Below are 15,442 nucleotides of genomic sequence, written 5' to 3' on the forward strand. Positions count from 1 at the left end.
GTTATGGAAAGAGTTTACGATAAACATTTTTTTGTCTGTGAAAACAAAAGGGCACCCGGTGAACGGGTGTCTTGCGGGAACCAAGGCTCGGAAGAAATTTTAAAATTGCTCAAAAAAAAATCGGTAAAGGCGGGCATCACTTATCCTTTCCGAATCCAAAGAGCGGGCTGTATGGAAAGATGCGAACTAGGCCCCGTGCAAGTATGTTATCCGGAAGGAAAATGGTTCAAACTCCAAACGGAAGCCGATGTGGATATCATCCTGGAACATTATTTCAAAAACGACGATCCTTCCGCTTATGAACATTTGCTTGTGAAGGAATAGATTTTTTATTTTCAAATTTCTTTTTTTCTTTTTTGGCTTCAACTTTTCCCTTTTTTGTTTCCGACCTTTCCTTTTGCCCCCCGCGCTCTAACGGATCTGACTGTCTTTTATCATTTTTACTTTCACCACTCTCAAAAGGTTCAGATAGACTTTTATTAAGATCACTATCACCGCCGTCTCCGGAATCAAATTCAAAGCCACCCACAAGACCTGTAAGAAACGCAGGAACCTCCGTACGTAAAAACATTTCTTTACCGTTAAACGGGTGTAAGAAGGAAATGGACCAGGAATGCAATGCCATTCTGGAATAGGATTTTTCATCATCTCCGTACTTTTTGTCTCCAATGATCGGATGTTTTTCGTCAGCAAAATGAACTCTGATTTGGTTCTTGCGACCGGTTAACAGATCCACTTCGACCAAAGAATAATTTTTGGTTTCTTTGAGCACTTTGTATAGAGTATGAGATAATTTTCCAAGAGAAGGTTCCTTTGTAGAATAGACAACTTGTGCTTTGTTTTCAGTGAGATAGGATGTAATGGTTCCCGAAGATTTGTCCCAGTTGCCGTGTGTGACTGCTATATATTTTTTCTTTGTCCGGTCCCAGTCCGATTGTAATTTTAATTTTGCATCTTCTGTTTTTGCAAAAATCAGAATGCCGGAAGTATCACGATCCAAACGATGAACGATAAAAATCCTTTTTTTGGATTGGATACTTCCTTTTTTTACATAATCGGTCAGTGCCGCATAAGCGGTTTTTGTTTTTTCCGAATCCGTTGCCATCGTAAGTAATCCGGCGGGCTTATCTACTACAAGGATGTCACCATCTTCATATAAGATGGTTAGTCCTTTGGGAAAAAATCGTGTGTTTGTTTTGGAAAATTTTGTCATCAAACCTTTTCTTTGTCAGCTAAAGATAAAATCACATAGTAACAAAGAAGATTCAATTTCTATTTTTAATCATTTAGACTTCTTCATTCTATTTTTTCCGCATACGGCAAGTCACTGATCAACTGCCATCCGGAACCGGTGTTGATAAAGGAAAAGAATACGTGATTCTATATTCCGGATGCAGAATTGTTTCCAATTTTGCAGGATCCTGCTCATCGCCCGCGCGGACAAAGTTTTTGATTTTTTCCTTAATCTCATCTTCATCGGAAGCATAAACACTCCCCGCAGCAAGTGCCACGGCAAAAATACAAACAAAACTCATCAGATTATTCATTTTATATCTCTCCCTGTTTAGTTAGTTCGCATACTAACTAAACAAACAAATGAATCTTATCGCTTTTAAGACAAGAAAAATTTAAAGTTTGTTTGTTTTTTCTGCGAGTTCGGAAAGATATTCGCGGGGAAATTTTGTTTGTTGGGTTAGTTTTTCAAGCTTGGAAGATATTTTTTTTTCCGCTTTGAATCCGCTTTCAGCAGTTTTTCTACCTTTGGCTGTAAGACTCAATAAAGAACTGCGGGCATCTTCTGAATTCTTACGTACATGAATAAATCCTTTCTGTTCCAACTTTTTAGTCAAACTACTGATGTTCGCCTTATCCCGCATAGTCAACTCACACAGCTGGGAAGCAGTCATCTCACCCCACTCGGAAAGACTTAATAAAATACTCAATTGCGGAACGGAAATCATAAGCGGTGTGATTTCTTTTTCCAAATCTGCGGCGGCAATACGGCCCGCACGAATGAGCAAAACCACCGATTCCATGTTCTTCCAATCAATCTTCATTTTGATTCACATAACAACACACTGCCCATGAGCTGTCAAAAAAGAATTGGTTACGATTTTGGAATTCGGATCTTCTCACGGGACCGCCAAAATACCGATTTAGGAAATAATTTTTTGTCTTGAATTAAAACCGAAATTCTTTCTAATCTACGGACGTTCCGATATCCATTTCCGAGGGAAAAATGATGAAACCAATCTTTCTTTCAGTTTTAATTTTTACTTCGTCCCTCCTTTTTTTTCAATGTGGCAAACTTTATGAAATATATCAGAACAATGTTTCCGGGATAGAGCTCACTGATGAATTGATTCAAAAATATGTAAGTGCTGTGAAAGCACTTCATAAATTAGGATCTGATATTCCCAAACAATTGGCCGAAAAAGGGGAAAGCGAAGCCACGGGTTTGGAACTATTCAATCAAATCGAATCCATTATCAAAGATGCGGGATTTAAAGATTATGCGGAGTTTGTAAAAGTAAACGCCAAAGTTGCTTGGGCATGGAATGTTTCTCAAGGAGAATTGGGGATTCAAAAATTTCAGAACATGAAAGATGACGGTTTGAAACAAATAGAAGACACACTTGCCGATCCTTCCGTTCCGGAAGAAGCAAAAATAGAACTGAGAAAGGCAAAACAAAAAATCACCGACGATTGGTCACATAACAAAAAATATGCGGATATTTCCATGAGCATTGTCCGTCCTCTTACCAATAGCCACGATCTTGAGATCATAAAACGGAACCAAAAGGAAATCATGGAAGCCTACACCGGTATTCCTCAAAACAAATTAAAAGAAATAGATCCTTCCCTATTCATTACAAAATAAATCGAAATTAGGAAACCTCCGATGAAAACAAAACTTTATATTCCCATTCTATTTTTGCTCCATTCCTTCGTTTATGCCCAATCAGCTCAAGAGATGTACAATCAGGGAATCGACCTACTATACAATCGCAACCGACCGGAATCCGCGCTAACATCCTTCCTGAAAGCCTACCAATCGGAACCGAACATATGGTCTCGTCCGTTTATGATCGGTTATACGCTAAAAAATTATTTGAAAAAACCGGAAGAAGCTATCGTCTATCTGGAAAAATCCTGGGATTTGAATTCGGAAGGAGACGAACTCCCCTACAAAGAGACCGTCATCTGCTTGGAACAATTGGGAAAAATCGACCAAGCAATTTCGAGAAACACCAAAGCGCAAGCCGCGCTCAAATCCGCAAACAAAACACCATCTCCTTGGTTCGGGGAAAATCTTTCCTGGCTCTACTGGACGAAAGGCGATACAGACAAAGCTTTGCAATTTGCCCCCGAAGGTTCTTGGGTAAAAAACCAACTCGCTCCCAGAACCATTGAAATTGACTGGAACATAAAAATCACAAAACTTCTGTCAGCTTGGCGATTGTTGGATACTGACAAGATCCGAATTACAATTCCATTAGACAGACCTTATCAAAAATTAATATCAGCTAATATTGATTCTACGAACTCCATTGTATCCTCAAAAAGAAAATCTTCACGCGGTAACCAATTCTTGGAATTGGAAAAACCTACCGGAACCGATTGGCCGGAAGAAATCAGACTTCAATTGAAATTGGAACAGAATTTAAAAACAATGACTTCCCGTCCTGCAAAACTGAGACCGGCAAGTCCCGAAGATCCGAATTATTCTTGGGCCAGCGAAAACAGAGACGGATTGTTTTCTTTGGATGACCCGGAGTTTCTAAAGAAAGTAGAAGAAATAACTGCAAACGGTAAAACCACGGGAGAAAAAGCGGAACTTGCTCTTCAGTATCTTAGAAAGAATTATAAATACGGAGAAAGAGTGGAAGGAAAAAGCATCAAAGAGTGGCTCGACCAAGGAACGGGCGATTGCGGATATTTTACATATATCGCCATAGGTATGTTACGTGCTCTTAAGATCCCCGTCCGAGGAGTATACGGACTAGGGCCTTGGAACGATCCTTCCCCCGCACTACCCCATTCGATTTTGGAAATTTACGATGCATCGAAAGACCAATGGTTTCCACATGACCCTCAGTCTGATCAATTGTACGGAGTGATTAATCCGTCTTACATTGCTTTTACGGCAGGGAATCCGAAACAAGACGCAGCCGCTCTTGCGGAAGACGGTGTTTGGGAAATAGATACGGTTTGGTTTTTCTGGAACGGGAGCGGTAAGGAAACCCTATCGTATACAGTGAATGTAAAAAATCAAAACCAGATTGCATCCAGATCTCTACGTTCGGATCAGAATATTCAAAAACCTGAATATATAAAAACTCCCCAATCAGGAGGTCCTCCTCCATTGAAATAGATTTGCAAATTCGATTACTTTGCCTAAAAATCATTTTATGAAATACCTACTCGCAACAACGATTCTGTTCTCATTATTTTCTTGTTCCGTAACTTCCCATAAAGCATCCCTGTTTTCCAAAGGAATGTCCATCGGCTTGGATCAAGTCGGCATGGAAAAAACAGGACCGATTCGATTTCAGAAAATCATAGTGGCGGATTGGGTAGGAGATAGAGATGGTTTGATCGATATAGATGATCCTAAAGCAGTAGCGGCAGGTTTGGAAAAAGGAAAGGAACCTATTCAGATTTATTTTTATACAATTACTCATCCTAAATTCGGAACTTATTTAGTGGATTCAGGTGTATCGCAATCGTTTCGAAAAGACCCCAAAGAATGGCCGATTACAGGAATTGTTGCAAGCGAAATGAATTTCTCATACCTGAAAATCAGGCAAACTACGAAAGAATGGTTAGATGCTCATCCGAATCGCATCGAAGCGGTTTTGCTAACACATAGTCACTTGGATCATATTTTAGGAATTTCCGACCTTCCGGAAGGAATACCGATCCTTGCCGGTCCGAAAGAAACCACTCATACTTATTTTTTAAATGCATTCGTACAAGGAATGACTGATACCTTATTAGGAGACAAACCGAAGTTATACGAACTTGATTTTCCAGAAGAAGAAAAAAATCCTTCACTGAGAATTCTTGATTTTTTCGGAGACAAATCTTTTTTAGTGATTCATGTCCCCGGACATACAAGCGGCAGTCTCGCGTTCGTGGTAAAAAGTACATCAGGTATTCATTTGCTTACGGGAGACTCCAGTCACACCAATTGGGGTTGGAACAATAATGTCACACCCGGACAATACAGCGAAGACAAACAAAAGAATAAAGAAAGTTTGGATTTTTTAAAGAAGGTTGCTTCCCAATTCCCCGGAATCGAAGTCCATTGCGGACATCAATCTTTCACGGGAACCGCACAAAAAGATTAACAGAAACTAGGTGACATACCGTTGTTGCCTTTTAAGGATCAAACGAACGGGTCATACCAAAAGTCAAGCCTACCACCGCCAATGCTTTGGTTTGAAAAGAATATCCGCCAAAATTAAAATCCTTATCTCCTTTGTATCCATGAAGAAGTGCCCAATCCGAACCCCCGGCCCCTTCTATGTTTTTTCCGGGAGGACTATAAGAGGCTCCAAGATCAAAACTCCAAGGGCCGGTTATGTAGGAAAATCCTGCGGAGACAGTGTGAGATAAGGAAAAAATAATTCCTGCAGATCCATTGGCACCTGCAGCAGAAGTGATAGGAGTATTATAACAATATCCCAAACGATAAACCCATTCTTGAGTTAGTTTATGTTCCAATCCCAATGTAATACCTGTTTGGTTCTGATAATTCAAGCTGGCATTTACATTGGCGGAGTTTCCAAAAGGACTGACAAACCAAGGGTGTTCTAAAGATTGTTTCACAGACTTCAAATAGGATTTGTAATTCACATAGGTGAAATCGACTCCGAATTTAATTGATTCCGAAGAATAAGCAAAACCAAGGGAATGTTTTTCAGGCAAACTGTAAGCAAAAGAAACACCTGCGTGCTCGTAAAACTGCGGATCATTCACTCCTATCGAATAATTCCCGTTTAACGGAAGTTTAACTTTTGACTGATAAGAATATCCCATTCTGAACCAATCCGTAAAACTATAATTCAATCCGAAAATCCCTCCGAGCGCCAAAACTTGTTTTTTGCTTTCATATTGATATCCTTGTCCGGGGATTTCAATTCGTCCACTTGCATCGAAGTATTTTTGCGTTCTGGATTGTCTACCGTAATTGATTTCCACAGTAGCGCCTAATGAAAGCTTACCGAATTGGACGGAAGCTCCGTTTGCCACTTTGATCAATAAGGAATCGTTGATTGTAGTCTCTTTGATTCTGGAACTATCTCCCAAAGGAGAAGGAAGATTGATCTTTGCCCATTGATTGACAGACTGTCCGGTAGGAGTGTTTCTATCGATTCGATCGGTGCCCCCGGGACCTCCTCCCACAACATAAAACGCGAAACCATAATCGATTTTGTCAGTTATTGGGAGTTTGGCGGCAAAATAGGGAGCAACTCCGATACCTTGTCTTTCCTGTGTGTTTCCATAAATCAGCTCCGGGTTTTTATCTAAAAACCGGTCTTTCATAACAGCTTGTGTAAAAGTGCCTGTTCCCCCGAATTCTATTTTTCTACCCTTGGTCAGATATAAGTTCGCCGGGTTCAAAGAGACATCAATGGGAGAACCTCCCAAAGCAGTATTGAGCCCGCCAAGTCCCTCATAACGGGCATTAATTGAACTTCGTCCCGAGCCGGTGATTGCAAAATTAGATTCGGAAACAAAAAAAGTAAGGTAAAAAAGAAAGAACGGGAAAGAAGAAAAATGCCTTCTTATGCAAAATGACTTTTTCTTCCTGTACTTGGTGAACATGGTCGGCTTTCACGACTTTGTCAACCGGGGAAAAAATTTCAAACCAGTTAAGTACTTCCCCGTATGTTTTTATAGCAAATACCCTAGCTTGAGCTAATATCCGCCTTCAGCCATTTTTTCTCACCGATTGATTTCTTCATATTTTCTATGAGTGCTACGGTGATATTGGTATTGAGTTTGATCATATCCGGGTCTTGGGCGAATAAAATCATCTCATCTATCAGATAATCAATTAAATTCTCTATCGACTTTCTACCGGTAGGATCTTGTGCCATCGCCACAGTCGCTTTGGAAACTGCTTGGTAGATGGACAAACTCAACTGTTTTGCAACGTTTGCCTGCATTTCCTTAGGAAGAAAAGAAATCGGTTTCAAATGATTGGATACATTATCCGAAATCTCGACGACAAGGTTTTGAATCAGATCTCTTAAGTTTTCGTTTTGTGCGGACTTTGCAATATTATTCAGAACTACTTTTTTAAGCTCTTCTCTGTTTTGATCAATCGCATTCACAAACTGATCCAAAGAATTTCCCGACTTCACCTCGTTTTGCGTTTCCGTTAAAATTTGAATCGTAACAAGATCCGAAATTTCTTCTTTGATGATATTGCTATAATAACGCAAAGTTTTGCTGATCAAATCATTTCCTAAGATTCGGGTGAACTGATTGGTTTGCAACATCAGGTAAATTTTATACACACGAACCAACCGGAAGAAGCGGAACTCAACCAAAGGGATGAGTCCCAGCACATCGTACCAATGATAGATCGGATACAGGAACCAGGCAATGTATGTTTTTTTTCGAATGGCAAGCAACCAACTGATTCCGAATTCGAATAAGAAAAAGGCAAGGAACGGAGCATCTAACAATAAATAGTGATTGACCGGCTTTCCGTCGGAACCGATTGCGCGGTAATAATTCAGTTCAAAATACGTTCGAAGATGATTATTAAAAAAAGCCACCTTATCTTCCAAGGCCCGGTCCGCATCTCTCCAAAACCATGCAAATGCCACTACAGTGGAAGGAATCCGATCGCGGCTAAGAACCAAGTCCAAGTCTTGACGGATCTTAATATCGCGTGCTTTTGTTTTATGAATTTGATATTCCGCTTTGATGATATCCTGTATGGAAATAAAATTTTCCGTTTGCCCCGACATGGCGAACGGATTCGATTCAACGATTTCGAGCATTTTTTTATCCATAGAAACCAGAATCTTTTCCAACTCCTGGCCTTCTTTGCCTGCTTGGCTCAAGCGATTGATGAAAAAATACTTTTCCGACAAATCAATGAGGGCATTGATATCGTCCGTCTCTTCCAAAACACTGAAAAAATCGATGAACTGAACCAAAATGGGTTCCAATTTTGCACGACGGATTTCCACATCTTTAATCAATAGCCCCGATTCGAAATTGGTATATAATACGTCGAATTTCTCGCTGGATACGGAACCTTTTAACTTTTGTAATACGGTATGGATTTCTTCTCTGGTTTGTTTGCGTTGGTTTTCACGAAATTCGGAATCACGGAGTTTTGTCAGATAAACCAAATCATCCACAAACCCCGTATATGCCTCTGTTATACGATGAGGTTCTATTCCTAAAATCGGTTTATCGTAAATTTTAAGGACAATGGGGAAATTCTTAAAATAAAAAGGACGAAACCAAAGATATGTAAGATCAAACAGGATAAGCCCCAAGTTTCCTAACACGACGAAAACCATAACCAGATCCCAGAGCAAAGGTATCCCCAGTTTGTGTTTTTTAATAAATTCCCAAGAAATCATTTCTTCCCTCAGATCTTACATATTTCTGCGATACTGCCCGCCCACTTCGTAGAGTGCTTGGGATATCTGTCCAAGAGAGGCAACTTTCACAGTTTCGAGTAACTCGCCAAAAACATTTCCTTTCTCTTTGGAAGTTTTTTTCAAAGTATGGACGACACCTTCCGCATCTTTTTCATTTCTTTTATGAAAGAACTCAAGGTTCGAGATTTGTTTTTTCTTTTCCTCGTCCGTAGAACGGATCACTTCGCCGGGAATCACAGTCGGCGAACCGTTTTTACTTAAGAAAGTATTTACCCCGATGATAGGATATTCTCCGGTGTGTTTTAAAGTTTCATAATGCAAGGATTCTTCCTGGATTTTATTCCGTTGATACATTCTTTCCATAGCACCCAGAACCCCGCCTCTTTCCGTAATACGGTGAAACTCTTCCAAGATCGAAGCTTCCACAAGATCGGTGAGTTCTTCTATGATAAAAGAACCTTGTAAAGGATTTTCATTTTTGGCAAGACCTAACTCACGATTGATGATGAGCTGGATGGCTACGGCCCTACGGACGGAATCCTCCGTAGGAGTGGTGATCGCTTCATCGTAGGCATTCGTATGAAGTGAATTGCAATTATCATAAATCGCATATAGCGCTTGTAATGTTGTACGGATGTCATTGAAGTCGATCTCTTGAGAGTGAAGAGATCTTCCCGATGTTTGGATATGATACTTCAACATCTGGGATCTTTCGTTTGCGTTGTATTTATAACGCATCGCTTTTGCCCAGATCCTACGTGCCACACGACCGATTACTGAATACTCAGGGTCAATTCCGTTGGAAAAGAAAAAAGACAGGTTCGGCGCAAAATCATCGATATTCATCCCTCGACTGAGATAATATTCCACATAGGTAAATCCGTTAGCCAGAGTGAAAGCCACTTGGGTAATCGGATTGGCACCTGCCTCTGCTATATGGTAACCGCTGATGGAAACGGAATAAAAATTCCGAACATTCTCCTTAATGAAATAATCCTGAATGTCACCCATCATCTTCAGTGCGAATTCAGTAGAAAAAATACATGTGTTTTGTGCCTGGTCTTCCTTTAGAATGTCCGCCTGAACCGTTCCACGCACTTGCGACTGAGCGTCCTTTTTGATTTTTTCATACGTTTCTTTGGGAAGAACATGATCTCCCGTTACACCCAGAAGCAGAAGCCCCAATCCGTCGTTACCTTCGGGAAGCTTTCCAGTAAACGTAGGTTTGGTGAGACCTTTCTCTTTGTAAATCTCTGCGATTTTTTTTTCGGTCTGTTCGAGTAAACCTTCTTTTCGAATGTATTTTTCACAAGACTGGTCGATGGCTGCATTTAGAAAAAAAGCAAGCAGCATGGGAGCAGGTCCGTTGATCGTCATCGAAACGGAAGTGGACGGATCGCATAAATCAAATCCGGAGTAAAGTTTTTTTGCATCATCCAATGTGGCGATGTTCACTCCCGAGTTTCCTATTTTGCCGTAGATATCGGGACGAAGATCCGGATCCTCTCCGTACAAAGTCACGGAGTCAAAAGCAGTTGACAGACGTTTGGCGGGAGTTCCCGAACTGAGATAATGAAATCTTTGGTTGGTTCTTTCCGGTCCACCTTCTCCGGCAAACATTCGGGTAGGATCTTCCCCGGCTCTTTTGTAAGGATAAACTCCTGCCGTATAAGGAAAAAAGCCCGGGAAATTTTCCTGGTAGGACCAGCGTACAATTTCTCCCCAATCGATAAACTTTGGTGTGGCGATCTTCGGAATTTTGAGATGGCTGAGAGATTCGGTGAAGTTTGCCACCTTGATCTCTTTTCCTCTTACAAAATAACTGTAATTTTCCGCACGAAAACTGGCGAGTCGTTCCTGCCAATTTTCAATATGAGTTCTGGTTTCTGTAAACATCGAATTCCAAACGGATTGAAATTCCGCATTCAGTTCGGAAACATCCTTTCCTTTTTTTTGAAAATGATCGATGGTTCCTTTCAATTGAAAGGCTTGTCTCGCAAGGGAAGATTCCTTTTCCACAAAAGTATCGTTACGATCGATTTCTTCTTTGATTTCGGAAAGATATCGAACCCGATCGGGAGGAAGAACCACAGAATATTCGTTAGATGAATGATTGTCCCTGAACCGGGAAACCCAATCCAATTTGTTTTTGGAAATGATACTTTCGATCAAGTTGCAATAAAGTTCATCAGTTCCCGCATCCTGAAATTGGGAAGCAATCGTACCGTAAACAGGCATCTCATCAATGGATTGCGTAAATGCCTGTTTGGAACGTTGGTATTGTTTTTTAACATCGCGTAATGCGTCTAATGCGCCTCTTTTGTCAAATTTGTTGATCGCAATGAGATCTGCAAAGTCGATCATATCGATCTTTTCCAATTGTGTTGCTGCACCGTATTCCGGTGTCATTACATACAATGATACATCGGATACTTCGGTGATTTCAGAATCGCTTTGTCCGATCCCCGCGGTCTCTACAACGATCAAGTCGTAACCCGCAGATTTTAAAATTCGAATGGCACCTTTTACACTGCGGTTGAGCGCAATATTCGCTTCACGAGTGGCAAAAGATCGCATATACACCCGTTTGTTGAAGATGGAATTCATTCGGATTCGATCGCCCAATAGTGCTCCTCCTGTTTTTCTTTTGGAAGGATCAACGGATAATATCGCAATGGTTTTTTCGGGAAAGTCGGTTAGAAAGCGACGAACCAATTCGTCTGTCAAAGAAGATTTACCCGCTCCCCCGGTTCCGGTGATTCCCAAAACAGGGATTTGTTTTGCGGACGGAGGAAAATTCAGTTTGAGAGAAAGAGAAGGAGAGTCTTGTAATAATGCGAACTCCATCTGAGTGATAGCTTGGGCGAGAGCGAGAGGATTTTTATTCAGCACTTGCGATTGCAAATCCCCGTTAAACGATAGAGGTGTGGGAAAATCGGATCGTTTTACAACATCATTGATCATCCCTTGCAAACCCAAATTACGTCCCTCATCGGGAGAATAGATATGTGTGACTCCGTATTTGTGCAACAGATCGATCTCGGAAGGAAGAATCGTTCCGCCTCCGCCGCCAAACACCTGTATATGAGAAGCTCCGTTTTGTTTCAGAAGGTCGACCATGTATTGAAAAAATTCAACATGCCCGCCTTGATAGCTGGTAATTGCGATTCCTTGCACATCTTCCTGGATGGCACATTCTACAATTTCCTGAACACTTCGGTTGTGCCCCAAATGGATAACTTCCACCCCGCTTTGTTGCAATATCCTTCGCATGATATTGATGGAAGCATCATGCCCGTCAAACAGGGAGGCTGCCGTCACAAAACGTATTTTATTTTTTGGGGAATAAGGGGATAGTTCCATTGTCATACAAATACAAGATTCTCATAGGAATTGAGAAGATTCAATGTTAAATTGAGCCTTCTCCGCCATAGTTTTGGAACTATTCTTGCCAGGATTCTTTAATCGGATTCGGGGGAAGCGATCAGCGAGCGCACTCTCTCTTCTAAAATCTCGGTCAGTTCCTTTGCTGCTTTCTTTTCAGGACCTTGGGGAAATTCGGAAGGCAAAATCGGTTTTCCTATATTGTAACGAATTTTGGTTTTGAAGGCCTTTCCGGACAAAAAGGCTTCCGGTTTGGACATATTAGTAGCACCACTGATCCCGGAAGGAATGATAGGAACATTGGCACGAATAGCAATCTTCGCTGCCATTGCTTTGAAAGATCCGATTTCCCCTGTTTCCGAGCGGGTACCTTCCGGATAAATGGAAAGGATTTCTCCTTCCTTCGTCAAATCCACCATATAGTTTTCCAATTTTTCATAGTACTGCATCGCCGCACGTTTGTCCATGGTTGTGGATTCTCCCGCAGCATCGCGGATGATGGGCATACTTCCCCAATTGATTAGATTGGCCTTAATGATCCCGCCGAGAGATTGCAATGTTGCTGCCACCAAAGGTTTGGTGAAACTGAGAGGGGGGTAAGAGAATGGAGAATTTTTATGATTGAGATATTTCAAAATCTCATCTTGGGGGTGATAGAGCTCGTATTTGCCTAAATAAACGATTTTTCTTTCGGCATACGCCCCTTGCACCGGGATGTCCAGATAATCCGTGTGATTGGACACAAAAACTGCCCCGCCCGTCTCCGGGATGAAATGGGAGCCTGTGACTTTCACATCGTAAATCAATTCCAAAAGATTTCTTAAAATGGTTTTGGGGACTTCGCGGGGAATTACGAACAGACTCTCTAAAATATCGTTTTCTTTTTCGGTGGATTCCATAGAAACACCGATCATTACAAAATAAAACTTTATGAAATCAAGTTGGATTTTCATTCTAGATGGAAAATCCTATGAATGACTCATTTTTTTCCAACCAAGCGATCTGGTTTTCCCAGGGACCACTCGATTCACTACACAGCTTGGACCCAAGTCTAGGTACGATCTTCCATTTCCTCTCCCTCGTTTGTCATTTTTTGGGGGGAACGGTTTTCTTCCTCGGACTGATTTCCACTGCCTTCGTATTTTTCAGCCCCAAACGTTCCTTGGAACTTTCCTTCGCATTATTGACTTCAGGGATCGTAATCGGACTTGCCAAATTTTATTTTGAAAGTCCCCGCCCCCATCCTTACCCGGAGGCCTTTGATGAAAAAGCATTTGGTTTTCCTTCGGGACATGCCTATTGCGCCGTAGTCGTATGGGGGTTGTTAGTCTATCGGATTAAAAACCTGGGATTTAGGATTTTTGCCTTAACAGTTATAATACTCACCCCTTTCAGTCGAATGTATCTTAGGGTTCATTTTTTAGGAGATGTCACTTTGGGGTTCCTGATGGGATTGATTCATTTGTTTTTAATTATACTGGTATTAAGGTCCTTAGACAAAAAATCCCTTCCTCATTATTTTTTCAAAACGGAAAAATACAGAACCTTGGGACTACTCGGGATCGTAATCACCCTTTCTTTACTTTTACTTGATTCCCGATACAGTTCAAGTGAACATTACCATAGTTTGGCGGGAGCCGTAACTGCTTCGGGGGCTCTTGCAGGATTTTGGATGGGGCTGCTTTTTTATCCGAGATTTTCCAAAGAGGAAAATTTGGATTGGGGGTTCCCTAAAAAAGAAGGAAAGCCGGATTATCAATCCATATTTGTCCGGTTAGCTGTTCTTTTTTTGTTTTTAATTGTATTTTATATTTTACCATCCCTTGCCATTAAAAATACAATCTGGAAGGATGATTTGTTTCTGAAATATCTGCGTTATTTTCTAGTGAGTTTCGCTCTGGTTTTGGGATTTCCGGTTCTTTTGCAAAAAATCTCTCGAGGGCGTTTTCTTTTCTCCAAGTAAGAATGAAAAAACTCAAAAATCTATTCTTACTGCTAAAATCGGAACTGAGACGGGAAGGAGTTTTAAAAAACTCCTTTTTTGTCAGTGCTTCAAAAGCACTTTCTTCCGTAGCAAACTTGGTATTTATGATCTATTCGGTCAATTTGCTAAGTAAAACGGAAAATGGCAAATTTCAGTACTACTTAAGTTTTTTGCCAGTAGTTCTTGCCATTGCGGAATTCGGCCTACCTACTGCTTTGATTAAATACATTTCTCCTCTGGTGGAAAAAAAAGAAAATCCAGGTGCGGTTTTACGAGCGTCTCTCCGCATCAAATTTTATTCTTTTCTATTACTTGCTTTATTAAGCCTACTCGCCTATGCCGTCACGAATGAAAACTATTTCGTTCTCACAATACTTTTGTTTGGTGGTATCATAGTATCTTTTATCTCTTATTTTGAAAGTCTATTCGTATCATATCGAAAATACAGCTCTCTCTCGCTTTGGAACCCGCTTCCCAATTTGATAAGGCTGAGTGTACTCTATTATTTAGCCGAAACCTCCATCCACCCTCTGACTTATCTGGATATATTAACTATTTTTGCAGTATCTCCTTTGTTCGTATTGTTTCTGTTTTTTTTCTTTTTCCGGAAAGAAGAGCTCTCATGGTCCGCCCCCAAAGAGGAAGTGAAAGAAAAAGAAAAAAATCTGATGTTGTTCAATCTTTGGGCGTTCGCTGCATCCATTCTGGCCATCCTTTCCGATCGTCTGGAAGTATTTTTTCTCAACCAATTTCATCCTTCCGATATCGTTGCGGATTACGGAACCGCATTGCAGTTGTTTAGTGGATTTATCATAATACTTGCTACTTTCAATTCCATCATTTACCCGAAATTATCAAGGCTTGCAGATACGCCCGAATTCGCCGATTTTTTAAAGAAAGCCGTGGCACTGGGCGGATTGATTGCCATTTGTTTATTGCCGGGAATTTTTTTAGCGGAACCCATCTTGACATTGTTATTCGGTGCCAAATATTCCAACTCAATTTCCGTTTTTAAAATTCTATACCCCAATTTCCTATTACAATTGGTGTTTGCCCCTTTGGGAATGGCACTTTTTGCCTTGGGTCAACCACGCATGCTTGCCGGACTCGCCTTACTCCGATTAGTATTCGGTGCTTTGTTCGATTTTTGGATCGTTCCAGACTGGGGGGCAAATGGGGCGGCGGTCTCTCTCTTTTTGGGACAGATCGTATCCTGGTTGATTTTGGTAGGTTATTTTTTGGCCTACTTCAGACGGTAAACGTTCTATGTTTCCCGCGGTGGCGAGGGGGTTTATCGAAATAAGGGGAAATGAGTTTTTAGAATACTATCCCCGCCCTATCGACATTGGGTGGGGTTTCCTCCCATCCCGTTACCCATAAGTAAGTAACTTCCACATGATTGCCGCAGATTGTAATTTGTAAAGTCCCCTAGCCA

The 15,442-nt window shown here is 41.0% G+C and carries 13 protein-coding genes; 6 read left to right on the top strand and 7 right to left on the bottom strand.

Going from position 1 to position 15,442, the window contains the following annotated elements; genetic code table 11:
* Window positions 1–3: 3 nt before the first annotated feature.
* Complete coding sequence (locus tag EHS11_RS12240; RefSeq protein ID WP_109021442.1) at window positions 4–324, top strand: (2Fe-2S) ferredoxin domain-containing protein; 321 nt, start codon at window positions 4–6, stop codon at window positions 322–324.
* Here the strand turns inward: EHS11_RS12240 and EHS11_RS12245 are convergent.
* The 3 genes from EHS11_RS12245 to EHS11_RS12255 all read right to left on the bottom strand — a co-directional run bounded on the left by EHS11_RS12245 (window position 275) and on the right by EHS11_RS12255 (window position 2,057).
* Window positions 275–1,213: an RluA family pseudouridine synthase gene (locus EHS11_RS12245; protein ID WP_135764692.1), complete on the bottom strand. Its 939-nt coding sequence runs from the start codon at window positions 1,211–1,213 to the stop codon at window positions 275–277. The two genes, EHS11_RS12240 and EHS11_RS12245, sit on opposite strands and share 50 nt — an antisense overlap.
* Window positions 1,214–1,331: 118 nt before the next feature.
* On the bottom strand, window positions 1,332–1,547 hold the full coding sequence (locus EHS11_RS12250) for a hypothetical protein (RefSeq protein WP_135764693.1): 216 nt from the start codon (window positions 1,545–1,547) through the stop codon (window positions 1,332–1,334).
* An 81-nt stretch (window positions 1,548–1,628) separates the two neighbouring features.
* Window positions 1,629–2,057: a MarR family winged helix-turn-helix transcriptional regulator gene (locus EHS11_RS12255; RefSeq protein WP_135764694.1), complete on the bottom strand. Its 429-nt coding sequence runs from the start codon at window positions 2,055–2,057 to the stop codon at window positions 1,629–1,631.
* Window positions 2,058–2,242: 185 nt separating this feature from the next.
* Here EHS11_RS12255 and EHS11_RS12260 point away from each other — a divergent pair, with 185 nt between their 5' ends.
* From EHS11_RS12260 to EHS11_RS12270, 3 genes are read left to right on the top strand one after another with little or no spacing between them, the layout of a single operon-like run.
* Window positions 2,243–2,881 carry a hypothetical protein gene (locus EHS11_RS12260; RefSeq protein ID WP_167884428.1) on the top strand — a complete coding sequence of 213 codons (639 nt, stop codon included), beginning with the start codon at window positions 2,243–2,245 and terminating at the stop codon, window positions 2,879–2,881.
* Between the two features lie 21 nt (window positions 2,882–2,902).
* Window positions 2,903–4,375, top strand: a complete 1,473-nt coding sequence (locus tag EHS11_RS12265; protein ID WP_135764696.1) for a transglutaminase domain-containing protein — start codon at window positions 2,903–2,905, stop codon at window positions 4,373–4,375.
* A 37-nt stretch (window positions 4,376–4,412) separates the two neighbouring features.
* Window positions 4,413–5,354 carry an MBL fold metallo-hydrolase gene (locus EHS11_RS12270; RefSeq protein ID WP_135764697.1) on the top strand — a complete coding sequence of 314 codons (942 nt, stop codon included), beginning with the start codon at window positions 4,413–4,415 and terminating at the stop codon, window positions 5,352–5,354.
* A gap of 31 nt (window positions 5,355–5,385) precedes the next feature.
* Here EHS11_RS12270 and EHS11_RS12275 read toward each other — a convergent pair whose 3' ends face one another.
* From EHS11_RS12275 to EHS11_RS12290, 4 genes are all read right to left on the bottom strand, one after another.
* Window positions 5,386–6,834 (bottom strand): OmpP1/FadL family transporter, encoded by a 1,449-nt coding sequence (locus EHS11_RS12275; RefSeq protein ID WP_135764698.1) that lies wholly within the window; start codon window positions 6,832–6,834, stop codon window positions 5,386–5,388.
* A gap of 83 nt (window positions 6,835–6,917) precedes the next feature.
* On the bottom strand, window positions 6,918–8,618 hold the full coding sequence (locus tag EHS11_RS12280) for a hypothetical protein (RefSeq protein WP_135764699.1): 1,701 nt from the start codon (window positions 8,616–8,618) through the stop codon (window positions 6,918–6,920).
* Between the two features lie 15 nt (window positions 8,619–8,633).
* Window positions 8,634–12,002, bottom strand: coding sequence for a methylmalonyl-CoA mutase family protein (locus EHS11_RS12285; RefSeq protein WP_135764713.1), 3,369 nt, complete (start codon window positions 12,000–12,002; stop codon window positions 8,634–8,636).
* A gap of 98 nt (window positions 12,003–12,100) precedes the next feature.
* Window positions 12,101–12,922 (bottom strand): lysophospholipid acyltransferase family protein, encoded by an 822-nt coding sequence (locus EHS11_RS12290; RefSeq protein WP_210413685.1) that lies wholly within the window; start codon window positions 12,920–12,922, stop codon window positions 12,101–12,103.
* Between the two features lie 71 nt (window positions 12,923–12,993).
* Between EHS11_RS12290 and EHS11_RS12295 the strand changes: the two genes are divergently transcribed.
* Window positions 12,994–13,986, top strand: a complete 993-nt coding sequence (locus EHS11_RS12295; RefSeq protein ID WP_246047843.1) for a phosphatase PAP2 family protein — start codon at window positions 12,994–12,996, stop codon at window positions 13,984–13,986.
* A 2-nt stretch (window positions 13,987–13,988) separates the two neighbouring features.
* Window positions 13,989–15,266 (top strand): oligosaccharide flippase family protein, encoded by a 1,278-nt coding sequence (locus EHS11_RS12300; protein ID WP_135764702.1) that lies wholly within the window; start codon window positions 13,989–13,991, stop codon window positions 15,264–15,266.
* The last annotated feature ends 176 nt before the right edge of the window (window positions 15,267–15,442 follow it).

This window comes from Leptospira ilyithenensis, from assembly GCF_004771005.1.
Taxonomy (GTDB): Bacteria; Spirochaetota; Leptospiria; order Leptospirales; family Leptospiraceae; genus Leptospira_A; species Leptospira_A ilyithenensis.

Bases quoted from the DNA above. Each gene is read 5' to 3' on its own strand.
- EHS11_RS12240 (WP_109021442.1), top strand. From the start codon at position 4: ATGGAAAGAGTTTACGATAAACATTTTTTTGTCTGTGAAAACAAAAGG.
- EHS11_RS12245 (WP_135764692.1), bottom strand. From the start codon at position 1,213: ATGACAAAATTTTCCAAAACAAACACACGATTTTTTCCCAAAGGACTA.
- EHS11_RS12250 (WP_135764693.1), bottom strand. From the start codon at position 1,547: ATGAATAATCTGATGAGTTTTGTTTGTATTTTTGCCGTGGCACTTGCT.
- EHS11_RS12255 (WP_135764694.1), bottom strand. From the start codon at position 2,057: ATGAAGATTGATTGGAAGAACATGGAATCGGTGGTTTTGCTCATTCGT.
- EHS11_RS12260 (WP_167884428.1), top strand. From the start codon at position 2,243: ATGAAACCAATCTTTCTTTCAGTTTTAATTTTTACTTCGTCCCTCCTT.
- EHS11_RS12265 (WP_135764696.1), top strand. From the start codon at position 2,903: ATGAAAACAAAACTTTATATTCCCATTCTATTTTTGCTCCATTCCTTC.
- EHS11_RS12270 (WP_135764697.1), top strand. From the start codon at position 4,413: ATGAAATACCTACTCGCAACAACGATTCTGTTCTCATTATTTTCTTGT.
- EHS11_RS12275 (WP_135764698.1), bottom strand. From the start codon at position 6,834: ATGTTCACCAAGTACAGGAAGAAAAAGTCATTTTGCATAAGAAGGCAT.
- EHS11_RS12280 (WP_135764699.1), bottom strand. From the start codon at position 8,618: ATGATTTCTTGGGAATTTATTAAAAAACACAAACTGGGGATACCTTTG.
- EHS11_RS12285 (WP_135764713.1), bottom strand. From the start codon at position 12,002: ATGGAACTATCCCCTTATTCCCCAAAAAATAAAATACGTTTTGTGACG.
- EHS11_RS12290 (WP_210413685.1), bottom strand. From the start codon at position 12,922: ATGGAATCCACCGAAAAAGAAAACGATATTTTAGAGAGTCTGTTCGTA.
- EHS11_RS12295 (WP_246047843.1), top strand. From the start codon at position 12,994: ATGAATGACTCATTTTTTTCCAACCAAGCGATCTGGTTTTCCCAGGGA.
- EHS11_RS12300 (WP_135764702.1), top strand. From the start codon at position 13,989: ATGAAAAAACTCAAAAATCTATTCTTACTGCTAAAATCGGAACTGAGA.